Raw genomic sequence first — 15,528 nt, 5'->3', positions numbered from 1 at the left:
AGTTCCATTTGTTTCCCTTTCTTTGTTGATGCAGCGCTATCTTAGGGTTTTTACTTGGTTGTTGCGGGTTAACCCTATGCATTGCCGGCATGGAACGATGCGGTACCGAGCCTGCGAGCACTGCGGCGGCGCTATTTCGTGCAAAACGGCCGCGCCTGCTACTGCCGGGGCAGGGCCTCGTTCAGGTTGCCCTTGCGCGCGGTCAGGGCCTTGTGCAGCGCCGAGGGCGCGGCCGTCTTGAGCGGGCAATTCGCCGTGTTGATCGGCGGCGACGCCTGCTTGCACACCGACGGTGTCGTGCCTTTCAGGTCGCCACGGGCGCAGGCCTGGCAAATCCGGGTGAAGGCGGTCTGCAACTGCAGCGAGTAATCCAGCGGCGCCGCGGGCAGGGGCGTGGTCTGGTCAGCCTGCGGGTTGATCAGGTGGCCGCTGGCCACGTTGACGAAATAGGGCGCGAACTTGGCCGTGATCTCGGCCGGCGTGAGGGAGTCCGTAGCCTTGACGCCGCGCGGTGGCGCACCGAGTTGCGCGTCGCGCGGGTATTGGGCGGAGGCATGGCAGGCCAGGCAGGCCGAGCGCCAGTTGTCAGCCGGGCCGTTGAGCCGGCCCTGGAAGCCAGGGTAGGGCCGTTGCGGCCAGCCGCTGCCGTTGGCCTGCCAGACCTTGCCGGCCAGCGCGTCGTTGAGCTTGGACTCTTGAACCGGTGCGAAGGCAGCCAGGGTGCTGGCCTGCACGCCGGGGTCATTGCCCCACATCAGGCCGACCGGCTCGAGGTTGTCGAACAGCTTGTCGCCCTTGGCCGGCCCGACCCAGACATAGGTCCCGAACACCCAGCTGGTTTGCGTGGCGCGGGGATCCCTGACCGCCACGTCGACCTGGATCAAGCGAAGGAGGGTGGACGTGCCCGCCGCCATGGCACGCACCGTCGGCGCGCCCGCCAGGTAGGCGACCTCGGACACCGGAGCATCCGTGAACAGGAACTTGAACGCCACCGTTTGCGGCTTGAACGTCCAGCGTGCGCCGCCTGGGAGCTGCGGCAGCTTGGGGTCGCAGGGGTCGCTGAAGATCTCCTTGAGCGACGCGGCACCTTCGGCGTTGTACCAACCGATCGCCAGCGTCTTGTGCCCGGCTTTCGACTTCGGCGACAGATCGCCGGGATCCGGCCCGCGCTCCGTCGTCATGCCGATCAACGGATCCCGGCCGGTGGCGGTGTAGTCCATCCACGGGGTGATCCACCACGGCGAGTTGGCCGGCATGGTGATCTTGTTGCCCTTGATCGCGATCCCCGAGGCCTTGACCTCGCCCATCACCGCCGCGATATAGCCGCGCCAGTCGCTCTCGAAGTCCATGCCCGCCGCCTGCCAGGCATGCTGTGTCGCGGGAACTGTGCTGGGCAGGTCGGTGCGCCACGGCAGCTTGATCTTCTTGGCCGTGGCGTCGTAGGCGCTGCTGGCCTTGTCGGGGAACCTGGAGCAGAACCCGGCCTGTGCTGCCGTCGCGATGCCAAGGAGTCCGGCCAACAAGATCGCGCGCATATCGCCTCCCTGTGGCCCGTGGCGGGCCGTGGCTGATTCGCGCTGAATCTATGCCTGGTGGTCTGTGCGGTCCAGGGTGACGGGCGGAACTCTCGTCTGAATTGATGAGCGGCAGCGGGCGACCTGTCGGCGCGCAAGCACGCACGACGACAGAGGGAAGGGCTTCTCGCCAAGTCCCCAATCTTGTGGATACAGCTTCGATCAACTTGGTGTGAGATGCGAGCTGAGGAGGCGCTCCCGCAGCGGGGTGGACGGATGGGCACAAAACTCAGTCTCACGGCCGAAGGCGTCCTGGTATTGGACGACGGGCGTCGGACCATCGAGCTGCAGCGAAGCCGCCTTTTCGCCATGGGTGGTCTCGACTTGCCTTTTGACAGGCGCCGCTTCAGATACCCGGGTGAAGCGACCTCGCCGCCGCCGCCGCCGCCACAGAACGCGCCAGCTCCTCAGCCCCCCGAGCAGTCGACCAGGCCGGGCCGGCCGCGAATTCCGTTGCCCTCGATGTTCAGATCCCCACTCGACTCGGGACTGGAACTTCCCAGTCGACTCGTCCACGTCGCGCGGTTGGATTTGATGGATCCGGAGCTCAAGGAGGCATGGGGCAAGTCCATTCGCAGGGCGGCACCTGTCGCGCGGTACGCCGCGCTATGGAGCGACCTGAACAGGTATTCGGCCAAAGCCGTTGCCGAGCATCTGACTAGCCAGACCGAACACGGGGTGCTCGCCAACGCGCACACGCTGAACGTTCTGCTGTTGAAGCAGGATCTGACTGCGCCCCTGGACCTGGGCGACGTGGCGAGCAGGGGGGCTGAGCTGAGCCCTGGCATCCAGACCGTGCAGCTCTACTACGTGCCGGGCACGTAGTCGGCGCGCTATCAAGGACCCGGCCCCATGAGTGACAACGTGGATGCATACGCGACGCCGCGGGCAAATCTCCGCGAGAACGTCAAGACGATGTCGACCATTCTCGCCGGGACGGCGGGCGCGGTCATCGCCGGCTCGCCGTTTTCAGGAATAGGCGCACTGGACCTGCTGTCGCTTCGATTCTTGGCGGCCGTCGTTGGCCTGGCGACGGTGGCGGTCTGTCTGTACATGGGGTGGAAGGAACTCACCTTCATGCTGCGGCCGGACCTGCTGAATCCGATCATCCTGCGCGACTCCTTCACCAACGAGCAGATTCAGCAGCTGGGTCTGCCACCAGCGGAGACGGAAGAGCTCCTCCATGTGAAGGCGGAGTTCGACCGGACGCGCAGCGACCTGCTGCCGGAGAAGATCAACTCCTACGAGGCTTTCGAGAAATACCTCGACGACGAGTGGCAGGAGATCGAGACGCTGAAAAGGCGCTCGCGCAAAAGACGCTGGACGCGGCCGTGCTTGAAGCGCTTCGAAAGAAGTATGCGCAGTACGAGCAGAACCTGCGGGACATCGGCTTCTGGGCCACCGTGACCAGGCTGGCCGACAGAGTTGAACAGGGCCTGAAAAAGGTTCAGAACCTGGGCGCGGCAAGTCTGATCGCGCTGCTGGTGTTCGCCTGGGCCGCCAACCCGCCAAAGAAGGACGACGGGCCGGCCAAGCCCCCGGTGGTCCAGGTTGCGGTGTCCTGCGCGTCCTGTCCCGCAGGCCAGCCCACGCCAGCAGCGCGCAAGGTCACCTTCGCGAACAACTCGCATGAACTGGACGGCGCGGCATATGCCGTGCTGAACGAAGCCTCGACGACTCTTCGTCAGCAGCCGAGCCTGGGCTTGCTGCTGCTGGCCCACACCGACATGGTGGCAGGCGGACAAGTCAACCGCGCGCTTGCCGCCAAGCGGGCTGCAGCAGTCCGGCACGCACTTCAGGATCAGGGCGGCGTTGCCGCGGCCCGAGTGTTCGCCTCGGAACTGGCAAAGGCCGATCTGCCGGTCGTGACAGGCCCCGAAGTCGCCCAGCCGGAGAATAGAAGCGTCGAGTTGCTTTTCGTGCCGCTGCCTTTGCCGACACGCTGAACTTGCCGAAGTGCATGGCCTCCAATATGGCGACAATGTGCATTATGTTAAATAACAAATGCACGCCCCCCTAAGCTGTCTGCGAATTTCCGAGCGGTTAAGGATGACCTCTGCCGGGTTCCGGTCGTACAACCCCGGTTCGCTGCATGAAGCCATGACAGCCGCCACCGCAACGTGGCGACGTGGCAGGCAGCGAAGGAAGGCCCAGCCCGTGACCTCAGTGAGCACGCCCAAGCAGTTGCCTGCCCTGGTGTCAGGACAGGCCGGCGCACGGCCGGCGCGCGCGCTGAAGGACGCCTTGGCCGGCATCGTCGGCCCGAGCCCGGCGCTGGCTGCGCTGCGTGCGCGGCTGCCGCTGCTGGCGCGCTCGCAATGCAGCGTGCTGATCACCGGTGAAACCGGCACCGGCAAGGACTGCGTCGCACGCGCCCTGCACGAACTCGGCGAGCGCCGTGCTGGCCCCATGGTCAGCATCAATTGCGCGGCGCTGCCTGACACGCTGCTGGACAGCGAACTCTTCGGCTACGAGCGCGGCGCCTTCACCGGCGCGCATGCGGCCTATCCCGGCAAGATTTCCCTGGCCAGCGGCGGCACGCTGTTCCTCGACGAGATTGGCGACATGCCCTTGCATGCCCAGGCCAAGCTGCTGCGTGTGCTCGAGACGCGCGAGGTCTTCCCGATCGGGGCGATGCGCAGCCGGCATGTGGACGTGCGCATCGTCGCGGCAACGCATTGCGCGCTGGAACAGGCGGTGCGCAAAGGCACGTTCCGGGCCGACCTGTTCTACCGGCTGAACGTGGCTCGCGTCGAGCTGCTGCCGCTGCGGCAGCGACCCGAAGACGTGGCACCGCTGTTCGAGCATTTCGCGGGTCAATTGAACGACGCCGCCGGCGGCGCCGGCCCGGTGCGCGTGACACCGGCGGCCATGGCCCTGATGCAGCAGCACGACTGGCCCGGCAATGCCCGCGAACTGCGCAACCTGGTCGAGGCGGCCGGGCTGGTGTTCGACGGCCGGCCGCTGGACGCCGGCGAGCTGCCGCTGTCCTGCATCGCGGCGCACGACGGCAACGATGAATCGAGCCGCGTGATCGAAGCCCTCGAACGCTGCGAATGGAACCGCACGCGCGCCGCGGAGATGCTGCAGTGGTCGCGCATGACGCTGTATCGCAAGATGAAGCAGTTCCACATCGCGCCGGAACCTGGCCGCAGCGCACGTGCGCCGTAACACCAGCCTGTGACACCGCAAGTGCCTGATTCGCCGAGGCTTTCCCGGCGCCGTGTCACATCCGCCTTGTGACATCGTTCACGCACGAAGACGCAAGCCATTGATTCATATAGGCCCACACGGGCCGCCCGACATGGCACGCCCCTTGCGGAACAGCGTGCATGAAGTCGCCAATCGACGTACGACGTGACTGGGCCGCCGACGGTTGCGTCGTCGCGGCGGCCTCGGCCGGCTATCAATATGCCAACCAGTTCGAGGTCGGATTCAGCCGCAACGAGGTGCTGCTGCGCATGGCCCAGGCCTATGACGGCGAGGCGCTGACGCATGGCATGCCGACCCGCGTGGTGATGACGCCGGCCTATGCCAAGGCCCTGCTGCAGCTGCTGTCGGAGTCCATGCAGCGCTACGAAGCCGAGTACGGCCCGGTGACGGCCGCCGGCAGCGGCGTCGTGCCCCAGGACTCCACCTACTGATGGCCCGCTGACCTCCCGCCATGGCCAACGAGTCCGCCCTCCTCTCCCTCGCCGAATCGCTGGCGCAAAGGCTGGACAACGCCTGGACGCCCGCGCTGCGCCAGCGCCATGGCGACGTCTCCTTCCAGGCCGTCGGCAGCGGCGCCTTGCTGGCCGACCTCAACATACAGGGCGCGGTGCTGTCGGTCTGGCCCTATCGCGTCACCATCAACGAGCAGATGCGCAATCTGAGCGCGAGCGACGCACGCCGCACGCCTGGCCTGTCCAACCGCCCTCTTTCGCTGGACGTCCACCTGCTGCTGTCCATCTGGTCGGCCAACACCGCGCTGGAGCTGGCCGCGTTTGCCTGGGTGCTGCGCGAACTGCATCGCGAGCCCATCCTCGATGCGTCCACGCTGTCCAGCAACGGCGGCTGGTCTGCCGAGGAGGTCGTGCAGCTGATCCCGGCCGAGATCACGGTGGAAGACATGATGCGCGTCTGGGATGCCATCACGCCCAGCTACCGGCTGAGCGCGCCCTATGTGGCGCGCATCGTGCAGCTCGACGTCGAGGAGCCGGACGCCGTGCCGGTGGTGGCGCGGCGCTTCGACTATGGAGGCGTGCCCGCATGAGTGCCGTCTTCCACTCGATAGAGACGGACGTTCGCCGTGTCTGGGGCGCACTGCGCTTTGTCGATGCCATGTCCGGCCACACCATAGCGAGCCCGCTGCGGGTGGACCTGCCCGGCGCCCGGCTGCAGCGCAACCGCAGCGGCTTCTTCGTCGTGACGGCCCTGGACGACATTGCCAACCGCGACGCCCGCCGCGACTACGAGAACGCCTTCGATCCCATCCCGCCTGCGCCGGCGCTGTCCCTGCCCGGCACGGTGAGCGATCCGGCCGGCCGCTATCTGGCGCGTCGCTTCACGCTGGACCTGCCGCGCTCACCGCTCGCTGCCGCTCCCGGGGCCACGCCCGCCCTCTTCGACGCGGCGCCGGTCACGCTCGATCCCTCCGCCGCCACCAGCCTGCTGCCCACCTGGGCCGCCCTGCGCCTGAGCGTGCGGCGCACCGGCGCTCCCGCGGCCCAGGCCGTCATCCGCGTGCAACGCGCCGGCAGTGACGCCGTGCTGGGCCGCGGCATGACGGACGCGCGCGGCGAGGCCCTGGTGGCCGTCGTCGGCGTCGCCCAGGTCACGCCGGGCGCCGACGAGCTGGTGGTCGAAACCGAGATCGCCGTCGACGTCATCGTCAGCGCAGAGACCGCGCTGGCCCCCGGCGCCCTCGTCGACCCCGATCTGCTGGCCGCACGCGTCCTGGGCGCGGGGCTCTCCCGATTGATCGTGCCGCGCAACCTCGCCAGCGGCCGCATCGAAGTGATGAACCTGACGCTCCCCTGAGTCCTGCTTGAACGATTGAAGGAGGCACACCATGCCCGAATACCTCGCCCCAGGCGTATACGTCGAAGAAACCAGTTTTCGTGCCAAGTCCATCGAGGGCGTGGGCACGAGCACGACGGCCTTCGCCGGGCCCACGCGCAAGGGCCCCATCGCCACGGCCGAGCTGCTGCCCGAGATTCTGACCAGCTTCGCCGACTTCGAGCGCATCTACGGCGGCACGGCCAATCTCGACCTGCAGGCCGACGCGATCAACTTCCTGGCGCATGCCGTGCGGGCCTATTTCAACGAGGGCGGTTCGCGGCTCTATGTGGCGCGGGTGTTCCTGGCGCGCGGCGCCAACGACTCCGGCCTGGCGAGTACCGCTGACCTGCGTCCGGCCGCCGTCTTGCCCGCCGTACTGCCGGCCGAGGACGACACCAACCGCATCCGCTTCGTCGCCCGCTTCCCGGGCGCCAGCGGCAACGGCGCCGTGCCCACCCGTGAGCAGCCCCAGCTGCGCGGCATCCAGACGCGCGAAATCATCGCGCCCGCCCCGCAGCGCGTGCTGGACAGCACGCCCATCGGTTCGCTGGCCCGCAGCGGTGTGGCCGCACCCCACAGCTACTTCGTCAAGCGCGCCGATGGCTGGCATGCGCTGACCGACGCCGGCGATGGTGCCGTCACCGCACCCGACGCTGCCGCCCAGGCCGCCATCGCCGCCGCCGGCAACCAGGCCCAGCGCGACGCCGCGGCAGCCCTGCTCGCCTCCGTCTCGCTGATCACGCTGGCCGTCATTGCGACCGACGCCGATGGCGGCAGCCTGGCCATCGACGACCTCGGCTACGACCGCGGCCACCCACGCTGGCTCGGCACCGTGATGCCGCCGCAACCCAACCGGCGCGTCGACCAGATCGAGAACCTCTACGCCGCCAACCTCGGCAGCGCCGTCAACGCCTTCCAGCTGCTCGCCGCCCTGTTCCCGACGGCCGCTAACGCCACCGGCCGCCGCGGCTCCTTCGCGCTGACCGGCGGCAACGACGGCGCCGAGCCCATGGACGCCAGCTACATCGGCGCCTTCGCCGCCCTGGCCAAACTCGACGACATCGCCATCGTCGCTGCCCCCGGCTCCAGCGCCTATGCCGCGCGCGACGCCATCCGCAACTCGCTGATCACCCACGCCGAAGGCCGGCGCATGTACCGCATCGCTGTGCTCGACACCAACGCCGGCCTCAACGCCGGTGCCGCGCGCGAAGCCCGCGCCACCATCGACAGCAAATACGCCGCGATGTACTACCCCTGGGTCGTCATCGCCAACCCCAATGCGCGACCCGGGCGCGACGACATCCCGCGCGAGATCGCCCTGCCGCCTTCGGGTTTCGTCTGCGGCATCTACGCGCGCAACGACATCGAGCGCGGTGTCTTCAAGGCACCCGCCAACGAGATCGTGCGCGGCGCGCTGCGTTTCGAGCGCGACGTCAGCTTCGGCGAGCAGGAGGTGCTCAACCCGCTCGGCGTCAACTGCCTGCGCTACTTCCCGGGCCGCGGCTATCGCGTCTGGGGCGCCCGCACGGCCAGCAGCGACCCCGAATGGAAATACGTCAATGTGCGGCGTTACTTCAACTACCTGGAAGCCTCCATCGACCGCAGCACCCAGTGGGCCGTGTTCGAGCCCAACGGCGAGCGCCTGTGGGCCAACATCCGCGAAACCATCGCGCAGTTCCTCTACAACGAATGGCGCAATGGCGCCCTGCTGGGCGGCAAGGCCGAGGAGGCCTATTTCGTGCGCTGCGACCGCTCGACGATGACGCAGAACGACCTGGACAACGGCCGCCTGGTCTGCCAGATCGGCGTGGCGGCACTCAAGCCCGCCGAGTTCGTGATCTTCCGCATCGGCCAGAAGACCGCCGACTCGCGTGATTGACCAGCAGCAGGAGCACTTCCATGGCACGCAAAGTCCCCTACGGCGCCTTCAACTTCCTCGTCAACTTCGACGGCGCGGAAGCCTTCGGCGGCTTCTCCGACGTCTCCGGCCTCGGCTCCGAAATCACCGTGGCCGAGTACCGCTACGGCAACGACGCCGAGAACCATGTGCGCAAGATCCCCGGCGTCCACAAGGTCGGCGACGTCACGCTCAAGCGCGGCATCATCAGCTCCAAGTCGCTGTGGGACTGGGTCAAGGAGACCCGCACCACCGGCGTCAATGCGCAGAAGAACATCTCCATCACCCTGCTCGACGAGGCCCGCAACCCGGTGCAAGTCTGGCTGCTGCGCAACGCCATCCCGCTCAAGTACACCGGCCCCACACTGGCCGCCAAGGGCGGCGGCGACGTCGCCATGGAAGAGCTGGTGCTGTCGTCCGAAGGCCTGGAGATCGAGGCCGCGTGAGCGGGCCGCTTCCATGTACGGACTGAGCTTCGAGTCGACCCGCCCTGTCGAGCGCCCGCATCCGGCCCGCGCCGACATCGCGCTGTTCGTGGGCTGGACGACGCGCCGCGCCGGCGTGGCGCTGCCGCGCACGGTGTCGGACTGRCTCAACGCAAGGGRCTTCAAGGACGCCGCCGTGCGCGAGACCCTGCTCGGCATGCCGGCGCCCATCGACACCTGGGACGCCTTCGACAGCCTGTTCGACTGGCATGCCCGCGCCGTGCAGGGCCGCRGCGAACTCGCCGACGACTGGCTGGGCCTGGCGGTGCGCGACTTCTTCGCCAACGGCGGGCGCAAGGCCTATGTGCTCTGCCTGGGTCTGCCTTGGCCGCTGGGCTCGACACCCGCCGTGACGCTGTTCGACGCGCTGGACGTCGCCATGCAGCAGGCCTGGACGCTGGAGGACGTCAGCTTCGTGCTGGCGCCCGACCTGCCCGAGCTGCACGCGAATCTGAACCAGCCTCCCATCCCCGGCGACCCAGGCGTGGCTGCCGTCGTGCCCGAAGTCTTTGTCGAATGCGGCACGCCCACCTTCGCCACGCCGCCGACCAACGGCGTGCGGCAACTTGCGGCGCCGCGGCTGTCCGACGCGGCCTTCGAACTCTGGAACAGCAATGTGCTGAGGCTGCGCAACACGCTCGCGCGACAGCGCCGCGACCTGATGCTGCTCGTCGCCGCGCCGCTGGCCGCCCGCGACACCCAGGCCGCGCGCCAGCTCAGCGCCGCCATCACGCTGCAGACCAGCATGGTGGAGTGCGCCACGCCCTGGCTGCTGCCACTGCGCGAGGTGCGCACACCCGAAGGCCTGATCCCGCCCGATGGCGCGCTGGCCGGCCTGATCGCCGCTTCGGTGCTGGCCAATGGCCCGGTACGGCCGGCGGCAGGCCAGGCGCCCATGGGCGTGCTGGCCGTCGTGCCCCAGCCGCGCGACGAGGAGCTGCGCTCGCCCCCGCGCGGCCAGTTCGCCGGCTATCTGTCCAACCTCGACAGCCGCCGCAGCGGCTGGCCGCTGTCCGAAACCTTCGCCCTCTTCGGCCCCACGGCCAACGGCATCCGCCTGCTCAGCGATCCGTCGTTGAGCGCCGTGCGTGAATGGCGCAGCGCCGGCGTCGTGCGCCTGCTGGGCCAGTTGCTGCGCACGGCCCGCATGGTCGGCGCGACGCTCGTCTTCGAGACCTCCGGCGAAGCGCTGTGGGCGCGGGTGCGCAGCCGTTTCGAGGACATGCTGGCCAGCTACTGGCAGGCCGGCGCCCTGCGCGGCAGCAGCGCGGCCGAAGCCTTCAGCGTGCGCTGCGACCGCAGCGTGATGACGCAGAGCGACCTCGACGCCGGCCGCGTCATCGTGCTGGTGCAGTTCGCGCCGCAAGCCGCCATCGAGCACATCCGCATCGAGCTGGCCCTGGCCGAGGACGGCAGCGTCAACTGGCAGGACGCCGAGCCGCTGGCCCACACCGCGGAGGCTGCATGAGCGCCGATGCACGGGGCGCCCCGATCGGCGTGTTCAATTTTCATGTGTCCTTCAGCCGCGACCCGGTAGACGGCAGCGGCGGCGACGACGCGACGCTCTGCCAGGGCGCCTTCAGCGAGCTGACCGGCCTGGAAGCCACCATGGAGCCGCGCAGCATCCGCGAAGGCGGCCGCAACTGGGGCAGCGTGCAGCGCCCCGGCGGCGTCAACTTCGCCACCGTCGTGCTCAAGCGCGGCATCACCCGCTCGCGCGACCTCTGGCAGTGGTTCGAGCTGCTGGGCCAGGGCGGCTATGTGAACCGCCTCAAGGCCGAGATCGAGATCCGCAGCACGACCGGCGAGCGCGTCATGGGTTGGACCCTGCGCCGCGCCATGCCCGTCAAGTTCAAGGCCGCCGACCTCAATGCGCGCGGCACCGACGTGGGCGTGGAAGAGCTGCACATCGTCCACGAAGGACTGGAGCACTCGACATCATGACTGCTCCCAATGTCGTGAAGGCCAAGATCGTCCTGCAAAGGAATGGGCAGGACATCGACACCGTCGAGGTGCACTTCAACCCGGTGTCGCTGCAGGTCGAGATCACCAACTCCACCAGCCCGCAAAGCGGCAGCGGCAGCACCACGCAGACGGCCACCCAGTCCAGCGCCAAGCTCGGCCTGGACCTGCTCTTCGACACCACCCACACCGGCGAAGACGTGCGCACCATCACGCGCCGCCTGCGCGCCGCCGTGCGCTCGCCGGATGCCACCGGCACCCAGAGCGCCGAGTCCAGCGCCGCCTTCACGCCGCCCACGCTGCGCTTCGAGTGGGGCACCTTCACCTTCACCGGCATCTCGGACAGCTATCGCGAGACGCTGGACTTCTTCTCGCCCGAGGGCGTGCCGCTGCGCTCCAGCGTCGCCCTGGCCCTGAAGGAGCAGCCCAACGAGTTCAGCGCCCTGGAGCGCGACAACCCGGCCGCCGCCAACGCATCGCGCGCCCGCAGCAGCGCCTTCGAGGTGGCGGGCGGGCTGGGTGGCGCTGCCGGCATCGCGGGCCTGGGTGGTGACCTGCGCGCCGCCCGCGCCATCGCCAGCATGAATGGTGAGGCCAGCCTGCGCTTCTCGGCGGGCGCGACGCTTGCGGTGGGCGCCAAGGTCGAGCTCAAGGCCGCGGTGTCATTCGCCGGTGGTGCAGGTGTGAGCATCGGTGCCGGCGTGGGTGCAGGAATCGGCGCGGGTGCCGGCATTGGCCTCTCCGCCTCCGCGCCGACGCTGCGTTTCGACGCCGGTCGCCTCGCCCCGCCACCAGCGGCCCAGCAACTCGCCACCGACGTCGGCGCCGGCTTCAGCATCGACGGCCGCGCCTTGCCCGCCGGTGCGGCCGGCCTGCGCGCAAATGTCGGCCAGGCCCCGCGCGCCTTGCGCTTCGACGACTGAAAAGGAGCACCGACATGCCCGTCTTCATCGATGAAATCGTCGTCGACGTTCCGCCGCCGGAGAGCACCGCCGGCCAGCAGTCCCGCGACGCCCAGGGTGCGGCCAACGCCACGCCCACGCCGGCCTGGACGCCCGAATTCGCCCACATGCTGGACCAGCAACTCAGCGTCGCCCTCGAGCGCCGCGCGCGCCTGCTGGCCGACTAGGACAAACCGGTCATGCCTCCCGAAACCACCGAACGCCCCGTCTCCTCGCGCACCGCCTACAGCGCGCGGCCGACGCTGCGCGTGGACGGCCAGGCCCTGCCCGCGCTGGACGACCTCGTGCGCACCTTTGCCGTCACCGAGGCCGAGGGCGGCATGAGCAGCTTGTCTCTGGGCATGGGCAACTGGGGAATGGTGGACGGCAGCCTGGGCCTGGTCTTCGACGCCGGCAGCCCGATCAAGCTCGGCGCCCGTGTGCAGCTCTATGCCGGCGAGACCTCCGGCCCCACCGAGATCTTCGATGGCCAGATCCACGCCATCGAAGCCAGCGGCTCGGTCGGCGCGCCGCCGAGCCTGCTCGTGCTGGCCGAGGACAAGCTTTTCGCCGCCCGCATGAAGCGCCGCAGCAAGAGCCATGTGGATTCGAGCCTGGAAGACGTCGTGCGGGCCATTGCTGGCGACCACGGCCTCACCGTCGACGCCAGCGGCCTGCCCGGCGGCACTGGCCTGTGGGTGCAGTTGAACGAAAGCGACCTGTCCTTTTTGCGCCGCCTGCTGGGCCGTTGCGATTGCGAGATGCAGGTCGTCGGCAGCACGCTGCAGGTGCGCAGCAGCGCCGACATGGACCGCGGCACGCTGGACCTGACGCTCTACAGCCAGCTGCAGGAGGTGCGCGTCATCGCCGACCTGTCCAGCCAGGTCACCGAGGTCATGGCCCGCGGCTTCGACCCGGCCGCCGGCAACGGCTTCACCAAGACCAGCACCGGCGCTCAACCCGGTCCGGGAAGCGGCCGCACGGGCGCCTCGCTGTTGTCCGAGATCGGCATCGAGCGCAGTGAGAACCTCGGCGCCCTGCCCTGCCGCAACGACACCGAAGCCCAGGCCCTGGCCGACGCCGCCTTCGACCAGCGCGCCCGCCAGTTCGTGCGCCTGCACGGCCGCACCGAGGGCAATGCAGGCCTGCGCGTGGGCAGCCGCGTGAACCTGCACGGCGTCGGCCGGCGCTTCGACAACTGCTATGCCGTGGTGGAAGCGCGCCACCGCTTCGACCCCACCAGTGGCTATGTGACCGAGTTCGTCGCCCAGTCGGCCTTCATCGCCGACAACTGATATGGACCGCGCTCCCTTCAGCTTCGCCCCCGCTGGCAACCCGCCGGCCCTCGGCCCGGCTTGGCTGGGCGGCGGCGTCTTCATGGCCGACGTGACCGACATCAAGGATCCCGACAACCGTGGCCGCGTCAAGGTGCGCGTCCATGGCGTCGACGAGCAAAGCGGCGACGCCGAGATCTGGGCCATGCTGGTGGCTCCCTTCGCCGGCGACAACCGCGGCTCCTGGTGGGTGCCCGACGTCGGCGACCTCGTGGCCGTGGCCTTCGTGCAGGGCGACGCACGCATGCCCATCGTGCTGGGCGGCCTGTGGCATGGCGCCGCTTCGCCGCCCGAGAGCATGGACGGCGCCGGCAACAACTTCCTGAAGGTGATGCGCTCGCGCAATGGCGTGAAGGTCACCCTCGACGACCAGGATGGCCAGGAAAAACTCATCCTCGAAACCCCGGGCGGCCAGAAGCTGACGCTGAAGGACGGCCCCGGTTCCTGCGAGCTCGTCGACTCCAACGGCAACAGCATCAAGCTCGAGAGCAGCGGCATCACCATCACCGCCTCGGCCACCGTCACCGTCAATGCGGCGACGGTCAAGGTCAGCGCCGGCATGGTCAACGTGGATGCCGGCATGTCCAAGTTCAGCGGCGTGGTCCAGTGCGACACGCTGATCACCAACGCCGTCGTGTCGTCGAGCTACACGCCCGGCGCCGGGAACATTTGGTGAGGCCGGCAATGGCAGCCGTCATGGACCCCCACCCCCATCACGCCGTCGCCGTGGGCGGGCCGTCGCGCCAGCGCCCGCATGCGCCGGCCATCCTCGTCGACATCGAGGCCGGAGACTTCGTCGCTGCGCTCAGCGACGCGATCACCTCAACCACGTGGCCCCGCTTTGGCTGGCCGGCCTCGCTGTCCATCGCGCGGCTGCCCGACCAGGGCGCCCCGCGCGCGTTGTTCCAGCCCATCCACCGCCGCTTCAACCTGATCCTGTTCGACACCCACTGCGAAGTCTTCGGCTCGCCGCGCCTGGACCCGAAGAAGATCGAGTCCAGCGGCTTTGTCGTGCGCCGCTGGGCCGGGCCCGAGGACATCAACACCCAGGCCCTGGCCGACCCGCACAACTGGCAGGCCTGGCAGGCCGAGGGCTGGCGCAGCCTGCCCAGCGCCGCCGCCTTCGACGCCGATCCCGACCCGGCACGTCGCCCCACGCCGCGCACCGGCAACCCGGGCGTAGATGCCCGCCTGGCGGCCCTGCGCGCCGTGCATCCGGCCGAGGCCGTGAACCCGCTGCATGCGCTGATGCCCGAGGTCTGCAACGCCGCCCGGCGCAGCCTGCTCTATGGCCTCGTGCCCACCAGCGAGGCCCTGCGCAAGCCCAACAACGCCGCCGTGGATTACAGCGCCGTGCGCACGCCGGGCTCGCCCGCGCGCGACAGCTTCATGGCCCATCTGTCGCCCTATCTGTCCCGCGCCAGCATCCGCCCCCTGCCCGGCGCAGGCACCCGCTTCGACGCCACCTGGCTGAACGGCAGCGACCCGGTGGACGCGAGTGAGCCCGACAGCGGCGACAGCGCCGCCATGCGCGAGCAGTTCGCCGCCTTCATCCGCCAACTGGCCTTCGAGTTCGACATCAACGGCCGCGGCACCAGCCTGCTGCTGCTGCTCGACGAGCTGCTCATCGGTCGCAACATCACGACCTTCGGCGTCACGACCCGCGTCGCCATCGGCGGCGCGGCCTTCCTGCAGGCCTGCGTGCACGTCGCCACCGACGTTGACGCCGGCGGCGTCGACATCCCCGATGACTTCGGCCCCGTGCCCGACGGCTGGCTGGACCGCTTCACCAACGCCGCCCTGACCGTGCTCGAAGGCCGCGCCGCCGAAGCGCGCACGCTGGAGGGCCGCTTTGACGACGCCGAGGCGCTTTACGCCATCCGCGCCTTCGTGCGCGTGCGCGGCGAGCCTGGTTGCCCGACCCGGCTGGTATGGAGCGACATGACGCCGCTCTACCGCGTGGCACCCTGGTTCGCCTCCACCGGCACGCCGCAGGCTCGCATCTCTCTGCCCGCCTTCGACCGCGCTTCGCTGGCCGCCATGAAGCCCAACGTCGCCTTCGACGTGCCGCCGGGCCTGGCCAATCTGCTGATGCGCAACAAGCCCGAGGACTTCATGAAGAAGCCCAAGGCCGGCAGCGAGATCGGCCTCGGTTGGCTGTGCTCCTTCTCGATTCCCATCATCACGATCTGCGCCTTCATCCTGCTCAATGTCGTGCTGTCCCTGCTCAACCTGGTGTTCTTCTGGTTGCCGCTGGTGAAGATCTGCCTGCCCGTGCCCAAGAAGAAATAG

The 15,528-nt window shown here is 68.9% G+C and carries 17 protein-coding genes; 16 read left to right on the top strand and 1 reads right to left on the bottom strand.

All coding sequences use genetic code 11. The features are described from left to right. Positions 1 to 158 precede the first annotated feature (158 nt). Positions 159 to 1,535, bottom strand: coding sequence for a hypothetical protein (locus AC1D2H_RS27015; protein WP_477934296.1), 1,377 nt, complete (start codon positions 1,533 to 1,535; stop codon positions 159 to 161). Between the two features lie 573 nt (positions 1,536 to 2,108). Here AC1D2H_RS27015 and AC1D2H_RS27010 point away from each other — a divergent pair. The 16 genes from AC1D2H_RS27010 (at position 2,109) to AC1D2H_RS26935 (ending at position 15,528) form a co-directional block, all read left to right on the top strand. Then, on the top strand, positions 2,109 to 2,399 hold the full coding sequence (locus tag AC1D2H_RS27010) for a hypothetical protein (RefSeq protein WP_477934298.1): 291 nt from the start codon (positions 2,109 to 2,111) through the stop codon (positions 2,397 to 2,399). A gap of 27 nt (positions 2,400 to 2,426) precedes the next feature. After that, on the top strand, positions 2,427 to 2,981 hold the full coding sequence (locus AC1D2H_RS27005) for a hypothetical protein (protein WP_478013005.1): 555 nt from the start codon (positions 2,427 to 2,429) through the stop codon (positions 2,979 to 2,981). Next, positions 2,906 to 3,520, top strand: coding sequence for an OmpA family protein (locus AC1D2H_RS27000; protein WP_478013004.1), 615 nt, complete (start codon positions 2,906 to 2,908; stop codon positions 3,518 to 3,520). Before AC1D2H_RS27005 ends, AC1D2H_RS27000 begins: the two co-directional genes overlap by 76 nt. Positions 3,521 to 3,731: 211 nt before the next feature. Further along, positions 3,732 to 4,745, top strand: a complete 1,014-nt coding sequence (locus AC1D2H_RS26995) for a sigma-54 interaction domain-containing protein (protein ID WP_478013003.1) — start codon at positions 3,732 to 3,734, stop codon at positions 4,743 to 4,745. 161 nt (positions 4,746 to 4,906) lie between these two features. Then, positions 4,907 to 5,218: a DUF3467 domain-containing protein gene (locus AC1D2H_RS26990; RefSeq protein WP_478013002.1), complete on the top strand. Its 312-nt coding sequence runs from the start codon at positions 4,907 to 4,909 to the stop codon at positions 5,216 to 5,218. A gap of 20 nt (positions 5,219 to 5,238) precedes the next feature. Further along, complete coding sequence (locus AC1D2H_RS26985; RefSeq protein ID WP_478013001.1) at positions 5,239 to 5,829, top strand: Pvc16 family protein; 591 nt, start codon at positions 5,239 to 5,241, stop codon at positions 5,827 to 5,829. Continuing rightward, entirely contained in the window at positions 5,826 to 6,596 is a 771-nt protein-coding gene (locus AC1D2H_RS26980) for a hypothetical protein (protein ID WP_478013000.1), read from the top strand. Before AC1D2H_RS26985 ends, AC1D2H_RS26980 begins: the two co-directional genes overlap by 4 nt. Before the next feature lie 31 nt (positions 6,597 to 6,627). Continuing rightward, complete coding sequence (locus AC1D2H_RS26975) at positions 6,628 to 8,496, top strand: phage tail sheath family protein (RefSeq protein WP_477934310.1); 1,869 nt, start codon at positions 6,628 to 6,630, stop codon at positions 8,494 to 8,496. 20 nt (positions 8,497 to 8,516) lie between these two features. Further along, positions 8,517 to 8,960, top strand: a complete 444-nt coding sequence (locus AC1D2H_RS26970; RefSeq protein WP_056197049.1) for a phage tail protein — start codon at positions 8,517 to 8,519, stop codon at positions 8,958 to 8,960. A gap of 13 nt (positions 8,961 to 8,973) precedes the next feature. Then, positions 8,974 to 10,467 carry a hypothetical protein gene (locus AC1D2H_RS26965; protein ID WP_478012999.1) on the top strand — a complete coding sequence of 498 codons (1,494 nt, stop codon included), beginning with the start codon at positions 8,974 to 8,976 and terminating at the stop codon, positions 10,465 to 10,467. After that, the gene (locus AC1D2H_RS26960; RefSeq protein ID WP_056197047.1) at positions 10,464 to 10,943 is read left to right on the top strand and encodes a phage tail protein; all 480 of its coding nucleotides are present in this window, start codon (positions 10,464 to 10,466) and stop codon (positions 10,941 to 10,943) included. The genes AC1D2H_RS26965 and AC1D2H_RS26960 overlap by 4 nt, the downstream gene beginning before the upstream one ends. Continuing rightward, entirely contained in the window at positions 10,940 to 11,884 is a 945-nt protein-coding gene (locus AC1D2H_RS26955; protein WP_478012998.1) for a CIS tube protein, read from the top strand. Before AC1D2H_RS26960 ends, AC1D2H_RS26955 begins: the two co-directional genes overlap by 4 nt. A 14-nt stretch (positions 11,885 to 11,898) precedes the next feature. Then, the gene (locus AC1D2H_RS26950) at positions 11,899 to 12,090 is read left to right on the top strand and encodes a hypothetical protein (RefSeq protein ID WP_457322840.1); all 192 of its coding nucleotides are present in this window, start codon (positions 11,899 to 11,901) and stop codon (positions 12,088 to 12,090) included. A gap of 12 nt (positions 12,091 to 12,102) precedes the next feature. Further along, the gene (locus tag AC1D2H_RS26945) at positions 12,103 to 13,197 is read left to right on the top strand and encodes a phage late control D family protein (protein ID WP_477934317.1); all 1,095 of its coding nucleotides are present in this window, start codon (positions 12,103 to 12,105) and stop codon (positions 13,195 to 13,197) included. 1 nt (position 13,198) lies between these two features. After that, on the top strand, positions 13,199 to 13,912 hold the full coding sequence (locus tag AC1D2H_RS26940; RefSeq protein ID WP_478012997.1) for a phage baseplate assembly protein V: 714 nt from the start codon (positions 13,199 to 13,201) through the stop codon (positions 13,910 to 13,912). 20 nt (positions 13,913 to 13,932) lie between these two features. Further along, on the top strand, positions 13,933 to 15,528 hold the full coding sequence (locus AC1D2H_RS26935; RefSeq protein WP_478012996.1) for a hypothetical protein: 1,596 nt from the start codon (positions 13,933 to 13,935) through the stop codon (positions 15,526 to 15,528).

This window comes from Roseateles sp. P1_C1_2 (assembly GCF_056406535.1).
Note: the sequence above shows the minus strand (reverse complement) of the source record. Positions and strands in the feature narration are given on the sequence as shown.

Coding starts and splice junctions, on each gene's coding strand:
- AC1D2H_RS26940 (WP_478012997.1), top strand. CDS start 13,199: ATGGACCGCGCTCCCTTCAGCTTCGCCCCCGCTGGCAACCCGCCGGCC.
- AC1D2H_RS26955 (WP_478012998.1), top strand. CDS start 10,940: ATGACTGCTCCCAATGTCGTGAAGGCCAAGATCGTCCTGCAAAGGAAT.
- AC1D2H_RS26970 (WP_056197049.1), top strand. CDS start 8,517: ATGGCACGCAAAGTCCCCTACGGCGCCTTCAACTTCCTCGTCAACTTC.
- AC1D2H_RS26960 (WP_056197047.1), top strand. CDS start 10,464: ATGAGCGCCGATGCACGGGGCGCCCCGATCGGCGTGTTCAATTTTCAT.
- AC1D2H_RS26975 (WP_477934310.1), top strand. CDS start 6,628: ATGCCCGAATACCTCGCCCCAGGCGTATACGTCGAAGAAACCAGTTTT.
- AC1D2H_RS26990 (WP_478013002.1), top strand. CDS start 4,907: ATGAAGTCGCCAATCGACGTACGACGTGACTGGGCCGCCGACGGTTGC.
- AC1D2H_RS26950 (WP_457322840.1), top strand. CDS start 11,899: ATGCCCGTCTTCATCGATGAAATCGTCGTCGACGTTCCGCCGCCGGAG.
- AC1D2H_RS27005 (WP_478013005.1), top strand. CDS start 2,427: ATGAGTGACAACGTGGATGCATACGCGACGCCGCGGGCAAATCTCCGC.
- AC1D2H_RS27015 (WP_477934296.1), bottom strand. CDS start 1,535: ATGCGCGCGATCTTGTTGGCCGGACTCCTTGGCATCGCGACGGCAGCA.
- AC1D2H_RS26935 (WP_478012996.1), top strand. CDS start 13,933: ATGGACCCCCACCCCCATCACGCCGTCGCCGTGGGCGGGCCGTCGCGC.
- AC1D2H_RS26985 (WP_478013001.1), top strand. CDS start 5,239: ATGGCCAACGAGTCCGCCCTCCTCTCCCTCGCCGAATCGCTGGCGCAA.
- AC1D2H_RS26980 (WP_478013000.1), top strand. CDS start 5,826: ATGAGTGCCGTCTTCCACTCGATAGAGACGGACGTTCGCCGTGTCTGG.
- AC1D2H_RS27010 (WP_477934298.1), top strand. CDS start 2,109: ATGGATCCGGAGCTCAAGGAGGCATGGGGCAAGTCCATTCGCAGGGCG.
- AC1D2H_RS26945 (WP_477934317.1), top strand. CDS start 12,103: ATGCCTCCCGAAACCACCGAACGCCCCGTCTCCTCGCGCACCGCCTAC.